Here is a 5,418-nt window from a genome sequence, read left to right on the forward strand (position 1 = left end):
GTCACCCTGACCCTGATGGGCAAGATCCTCGGACACGACCGCAACACGCTGAGCTACCACGCCATGACGAGCAGGCCACTGCTGGCCTTCGCAGGAACCGACCTCACCCCCACACTCACCCCACAGACGCATCCACCACGCACAATCGAAGCTCTGCAAAAGGTGATCACCGACCACGACAACAAGATCAAATCAGGAAATAGTTGATTGACGGCTCCTCACCAGCGCGTCTCCCCGGCGAAATACTTCGCCGCTTTGCGCAGGATCTCGCGTTCCTCCTCCAGCTCGCGAACCTTCTTCCGCAGGGCGGCATTCTCCGCTTCCAACGGCGTCGGCGGCTGGGTCGGCACCTCCACCCGGCGTCCCCGGGGCCGGCTCGCACCAGCTGCCCGGACCCAGTTACGCAGAGTCTCGGGGTTGATCCCCAGATCGGCAGCGACCTGCCGGATCGTCGCCTCGGGCCGCGACTGATACAGCGCGACCGCGTCCGCCTTGAACTGCGGCGGGTAGTTCTTCATGACCACGAGATGTCCGTTCTCAGATCCTCAGGATCCAGTGTCTCGTGTGTCCAAGATCAGGGGTCAAGGCCCGGAGCTGGTTCTCGGGGGCCAGCCCTGGCCTGCAAAGTGCGCGGAAGCTCTCCGTATGCGGCGGCGTGCACCCCTGTTGCCGTCAACGGCTGCCGGCAGGTGCCCGGCCGCCCTCCTTACGCACCACACCCCTCCCCGCCAGGCCGTTGACCAGCGGAACTAGAAGTCCGATTGGAGGTACTAGGCCATAAGTGGACACACTGCTTGCGACTCGTTACGGTCGAATTACCGACCCCAAAACTGCAGCACTGCCAGCGAGCAGAGATAACGGGCGTCGTGTCAGAAGGTGAATCCACCAAACCCGCCCAGCGCATCGCGCTGCGGTCTAGATACCGGTTTCCCGGTCCAGTGTCATTAGTGATGCTCCCGACCGAGGCCCGGGCACCGTGCTTACAAGTCGCCCGATCTAGCCCTGTCCGACCTGCCCGCCGACACCGTGCTGACCACCTTGGTCCGGCTCCCCAAGCTCCGCTGGCGGATCGAGCACGACTACCGGGAGATGAAGCAGGCCCTGGGACTTGCCCACTGCGAGGGGCAGCGGCTGCAGGTGTCCCAAACGGCGGCGAGGATGGCGCGGGTGGCGTCGCGCAGGGGTGACGTCGTCGGCACCTCGATCTGTTGCGGGCCTCGCGCAGTTGTGTGAGCGTGGGAGTGATCGGGTTCGGCAACTGGGGGCATGGTGCTCGGGTACGGCCCGGTGGTGGTCGGTGCATCTGCCGGGCCGCCGAACCGGAGCTACACGAGGCCGCCGTTCGTAGTTCGGCCGGGTGCGGTCACCGGGGCCACAGGTCGCATCTGCGCTTGCCGACCTCCGTCGAGGGCCGCCGTCCGCAAGGGACTTGACAGCTCGACGGTGAAGAGACTGGCCGCAGCTCATATCGCGCGACCGAGGTGGCGAACTTTCCTAACAGAAGCAAGGGGGCGCCATCGTGCCCACCCATCGAGTACCACCCTTGGCCGCAGCCGCAAGCGCCGCTCTTCTGGTGATGGCCGCTCTGCCGGCCTCCGGCTCCACCGCGGCATCGAGTAAGGCCGCGAACACACCCCGCCAGGAGGGTTCGGTCAGTGCGTCCGACCTGCTCGCTCAGGTCAGTCACTGCCACAAGATATCGCACGGGAAGTAACAGGATAAACAAGGACGCTCCGGCCACAGTCCCCGTGTGCGACGCCGGTGCCGCGGTGTTCTGGAAGGCCGACATGGACGTCGACTGCGACGGCCAGGTCACCGATGCCTGCAACGCGGACACCGACCCGGCGTTCCAGAACGACACGGCCTTCCACCAGTCCAACGGCGATCCCCTGATCGCCGATCAGCTGCCGTATGTGGTCGTGCCCGGCCACAGCAAGATCTGGAACTTCGCTCGCTCCGGCATCAGGGGCGGCGGTGTGGTCGCCGTGATCTACAACGACACGGTCGAATACGCGGTCGTGGGTGACATCGGCCCCAAGAACATCATCGGTGAGGCGTCCTACGCGACTGCGAACGACCTGGGCATCGACCCGGACCCGAGCACAGGCGGGGTCGACTCCGGGGTGACGTACATCCTGTTCAAGCACACGCAGGTGTCTCCCATCGAAGACCACGATGCGGCCGTTTCGCTGGGTGATTCACTGGCGCAGCAGTTCGTCCAGGGTGGGTGAGCTTCCTGGGTAGGACGAGCCAAGTCTCACCAGCATGGTGCCTGCGAACGGTTCGCGCACCCCTCAATCACTTGTCCAGGTAGGCCCGGCCCTGCTGCTCGTCCGTACGGCTACGTCCACCGCATCCCGATGGCGGAGAGCTGCTCGATCCGTTCCGGGGTGAGCGTCGCGGCGCGGGAGCGCTGGTTTTCGACCCAGGCACCGAGCTTCAGCCGGATGCCCCGCGGTTCCTGGTCCTCGCCTCCGTTCCCGCTCACGGTGATTTTTTCGACGTGCTTCCTCGGGACCTGAAGGTGTCCCTCGCGCTCGTAGAACTGCTTGGCGGCCCCGTAGTTCATCGCCCACTTGTCAGCCTGGCTCGTACGGGGCTTTGGCTTCTCGTGCTCGGTCGTGGGTGTGATTCCCAGGATGTGTTCGCACATCCGCTGCTGCACCGTCGTCAGCTTTTCCCAGCCCAGCCGCTGCGCTCGTACCCACCGTCCGAGGTCTTCGCCCTGGCGCACGACGTCACCGGCCTCGGTGGGCAGCGTCCCGCCTTCGTCCAGGTGTTGCCGGGTCAGGTGGAAGGCCCTCTGCCATTCCACTGGCCAGGTGGGGCACCAGGAGGGGGCGATGTTCTCCAGTTGCTCGCGCCGTTCTTCCGACAGGGCGCCGGACCGTGACTGAACCGGCAGTCCTTCGGCTTTGCGTTGTTCGAGGTCCTGGGCGCGCCGGGCGGCGGCGCGGGCGTTCTTCAGCCAGATGCCGACCTTGTAGCCCTGGTGGGCGGCGTCCAGCGGGGCCAGGAGGCGGCCGTGCTCGGCCGCCCACCCACGGGCGGCGGACAGGCCTTCCTCCCAGGCGACGTCGAAGTGGGACCAGACCATGCCGAGCTTCTCCAGCTGCGCGACGCGGTCCTCGCCCATGTCTCCGCGGGCGTAGAAGCGGCGAGCGTCGGCGGTCCACTGCCCCAGCGGGAAATCGGCGAGCGAGGCCGGCCATCCGGTCCCTTCCGCCCCTTCGCCTTCGGGGACCCGGTACGTGAACGGCACTCGCAGGTCGCCGTGCTCGTGGGTGTAGATCACGGCGGCCTCCACACCCCGACGCCACTGCTCGTGTTCGGGGTTGAGGACACGCAGGTTGATGAACGCGGCAAGGGCGGCAGGGTCGCGCGGCGTGGAGAACTTCAACAGCGCTTCAGCAGGCCCACTGACGCCCCCGGAACCCATCACCCGCCGGCGTTCGCGGCCGGCCGGCGGCTCCCCCCGGCCCCCGCCCCGCCCAAGTCGGACAGCGTCCCCGTGGGGCTCGCGGCCCCGCTGCAGGAGAACAGCAGCCGTTCCGGCCGGGCTGCCCGGCGTCTGACAGCAGGCCAGCTGATCAGCGGAACCGTCTGCTTCGGGGCCGAGTCGCGTTCGATGCCGGACCATGAGTGACAAACCGAGGGCGGCACCCGCGATGCGGGTGCCGCCCTCACCTTTCATGTCCGCAGCGCCGAGGTGTCAGTAGACGTTCCCCGAATCCGCCGGGAAGTCCGGCGGCCAGGGCCCGGCATACAGCGACTCCCGGTCGCCCATCAGCGCGTACTCCGCTTCGCGCCAGTTCGGGTTGCTGCCGACGACGAAGCTGTCGCCGTCAGGGTCCAGCATCCAGGTGTAGGCCGCATCGGTGGGCTCCAGCCCGTGCCGCTCCGCCAGCACCGCGAACTCCTGGGCGCTGGCACGCCGGATGTGCAGGCCGTTGCGGTAGTAAGGCTGCAGGAGCATCAGCCTCACGTGGCCGACATACACCTCAATGTGGGTCGAGGTCCCGTCGATCAGCGTCGCTTCGCTCTGCAGGAAGAGCTGCCGGTGGGACGGGTTGAACCCGACCACTCGGAACAGCCTCCCGGTACGGATGAAATCGGTCATGCCCGAAGCCCTCTCTTGATCACGGCACCGGCTCCCCATTGGCCAGCTTGAAGCGCTCGGGGAAGACTTCCTTGCCGCCCATGCGCCACTCGATCGACGTCCAGTTACGTTGGCCCAGCCTGACCGCGGTGCGCAGCTTTATCATCTCCCACGCGGTGCCGAAGCCGCTGGACCTGATCAGCGCCCAGTCGCTGCCGTTGATCGTCTCACCCCGCTGCAAGAGACGCTTGAGCGCGTCGTCGGCGTTGGCGGTGCCGGCGACGCCGTCCAGTGAGACCGTCAGCCGCACGTTGGGGTTGGACACCGTCTTCTCGACTCCGACCGTCCAGATCGGACGCTCGCCCAGACCCATCTCCCGGGGCAGGTTCATGCCGTAGGCATCGTTGTTGAACGTCTTGGCGCCGATGGCCTCCGCCAGGTCGTCCGCGTAGGGGTTGATGCCGAGGACGACGTGGTCTCCGTCCTTCACCAGGCCCTTGAGGACCTTCTCTATGCACTCCTGAGGCGAGCTCTGAGCGGCGAACGCCCGAGCGCCGACGGTGGGCAACGCCCTCGAAGTGCCTGTCTCGCACGCCTCGTACACCGCCTGCATGATCTTGCTGGCGATGCCCGCGACGGCGACCTCGGACAACCGGAGCGAACGCAGGGCCGCCCAGGCGTCGATGAATCCGATTCCGGTCCTCGCGGCAGCGTCCATCGCCCGGACGGCGTCCGCGATGGGGCGGATGATCTTGCCGGCGAACAGTGACGCCACATCCACCACGGCCCAGGCGCAACCGCCCCAGCTTCCGTTCTCACCACCGGGGGTGAGTTTCTGGGCGCATCGGATCCAGCTGCCGAAGAGGATGTCGATGGGGTCGACGCCCTGCTGGTACTCCGCGATCGTGATGGTGTGCGTGACCTCGGTGTACTGCGTGTCCGTCTTGTGCTCGCCCAGGTAGAGCGTGTCCCCGGAGAAGCACGAGTTCTCCCACACCTCCGTCGTGCACATGTACAGGTCGAGGTCGGCCTTGTATCCGATCTTCTGGGTCATCGTGCAGTCGCCGTCGTAGGCGAGCTGGTCCCACCAGCCGTCGCAGCCCTCGGTCTTCTTCAGGATCTGCGGTTCGCCGACCTGCTCGATGTGGTCGACGACGTAGAACACGCCACCGATGAGTCCGCCGGCGTCGTCCGGGACCGTCCCGGTCTCGATCTGCTTGGTGTTCCCCGCGTTCTCGGCCTGCGTCGCTGCCTCTTGTGCTGATTCGGCAAATGCCTGGGCGTCCTTGGCGGCTTCCTCCGCCGCCGTCGCGGCGGCG

General features: G+C 66.7%; 3 protein-coding genes and 4 pseudogenes. 3 read left to right on the plus strand and 4 right to left on the minus strand.

All coding sequences use genetic code 11. From position 1 onward, the window contains the following. A pseudogene (locus tag GA0115254_RS45045) lies at nt 1-207 on the plus strand (ISAzo13 family transposase); the annotation flags it as partial. An 11-nt stretch (nt 208-218) separates the two neighbouring features. On the opposite strand, the gene GA0115254_RS40300 reads toward GA0115254_RS45045, so the two are convergent. Then, nucleotides 219-518: a transposase gene (locus tag GA0115254_RS40300; RefSeq protein ID WP_256103038.1), complete on the minus strand. Its 300-nt coding sequence runs from the start codon at nt 516-518 to the stop codon at nt 219-221. A 475-nt stretch (nt 519-993) separates the two neighbouring features. Here GA0115254_RS40300 and GA0115254_RS47060 point away from each other — a divergent pair. Both GA0115254_RS47060 and GA0115254_RS40315 read left to right on the plus strand, forming a co-directional pair. Beyond that, a pseudogene (locus tag GA0115254_RS47060) lies at nt 994-1,128 on the plus strand (IS701 family transposase); the annotation flags it as partial. 448 nt (nt 1,129-1,576) lie between these two features. Beyond that, a pseudogene (locus GA0115254_RS40315) lies at nt 1,577-2,231 on the plus strand (glycoside hydrolase family 75 protein). A 110-nt stretch (nt 2,232-2,341) separates the two neighbouring features. Here the strand turns inward: GA0115254_RS40315 and GA0115254_RS40320 are convergent. From GA0115254_RS40320 to GA0115254_RS47065, 3 genes and pseudogenes are all read right to left on the minus strand, one after another. Further along, nucleotides 2,342-3,442, minus strand: a pseudogene (locus GA0115254_RS40320) (helicase associated domain-containing protein); the annotation flags it as partial. 270 nt (nt 3,443-3,712) lie between these two features. After that, on the minus strand, nt 3,713-4,120 hold the full coding sequence (locus GA0115254_RS40325) for a hypothetical protein (protein WP_093900231.1): 408 nt from the start codon (nt 4,118-4,120) through the stop codon (nt 3,713-3,715). A gap of 19 nt (nt 4,121-4,139) precedes the next feature. Further along, a partial coding sequence (locus GA0115254_RS47065) for a polymorphic toxin type 27 domain-containing protein (protein ID WP_256103036.1) occupies nt 4,140-5,418 on the minus strand: 1,279 nt, incomplete at its 5' end.

The sequence above is a fragment of the Streptomyces sp. Ncost-T10-10d genome (genome assembly GCF_900091955.1).
Lineage (GTDB): Bacteria > Actinomycetota > Actinomycetes > Streptomycetales > Streptomycetaceae > Streptomyces.

What these genes read in the sequence shown, in the direction of transcription:
- GA0115254_RS40300 (WP_256103038.1), bottom strand. Translation starts at nt 518, where the DNA reads ATGAAGAACTACCCGCCGCAGTTCAAGGCGGACGCGGTCGCGCTGTAT.
- GA0115254_RS40325 (WP_093900231.1), bottom strand. Translation starts at nt 4,120, where the DNA reads ATGACCGATTTCATCCGTACCGGGAGGCTGTTCCGAGTGGTCGGGTTC.